Origin of the sequence: Actinospica durhamensis (genome assembly GCF_018139695.1) — a bacterium.
In the GTDB taxonomy this organism is placed as follows: domain Bacteria; phylum Actinomycetota; class Actinomycetes; order Streptomycetales; family Catenulisporaceae; genus Actinospica; species Actinospica durhamensis.
The window spans coordinates 1-428 of record NZ_JAGSOG010000782.1 but is presented as its reverse complement, the minus strand read 5'-3'; the positions used below and the strand labels follow the sequence as shown (position 1 = coordinate 428).

Annotated in this window: 1 protein-coding gene; it reads left to right on the top strand. The window is 69.2% G+C overall.

The features are described 5' to 3' along the window. Nucleotides 1-73: 73 nt before the first annotated feature. Nucleotides 74-428, top strand: a 355-nt coding sequence (locus KDL01_RS42200; RefSeq protein WP_212534307.1) for a hypothetical protein, incomplete at its 3' end; no start/stop codon positions are given.

The following is a 428-nucleotide window of genomic DNA, read 5'->3' as shown; positions in this document are numbered from 1 at the left end:
TGCCTGCGGGGGGTGCGGCGGGGCGTGGAAATCCGGTGGACACGGTCGTGTCGGCGGGTCTTTACTCGGTCCGATGACCACGTCGAAGATCCTTCAGCTTGACCCGCGCATGCCTGGCACGCTTGAGGAGCTGCTGCCGGTGCTGCGTGCCGCTGTTGCCGTCGACCAGCCGCGGTATCCGGAGCCGGATGCTGGGTGGCTCAAGGTGGTGACGGCCGAGAACCCGACGCGGGAGCGGTGGATTCTGGCGGCGCGCGATGCGGCGGGGGGCGTCGTGAGTTTCGCGCGGCTGCAGCGGGATCTGAATGCCAACCGGACTCTGTGTTATGGGGTTGTCTGGACTGTTCCGGAGCATCGGGACGGGGCGGCGGAGGCGGCGCTTGTCGAGCAGGCGAAGGCTCTGGCGCGTGGGGTGGGCTGTGACCGGC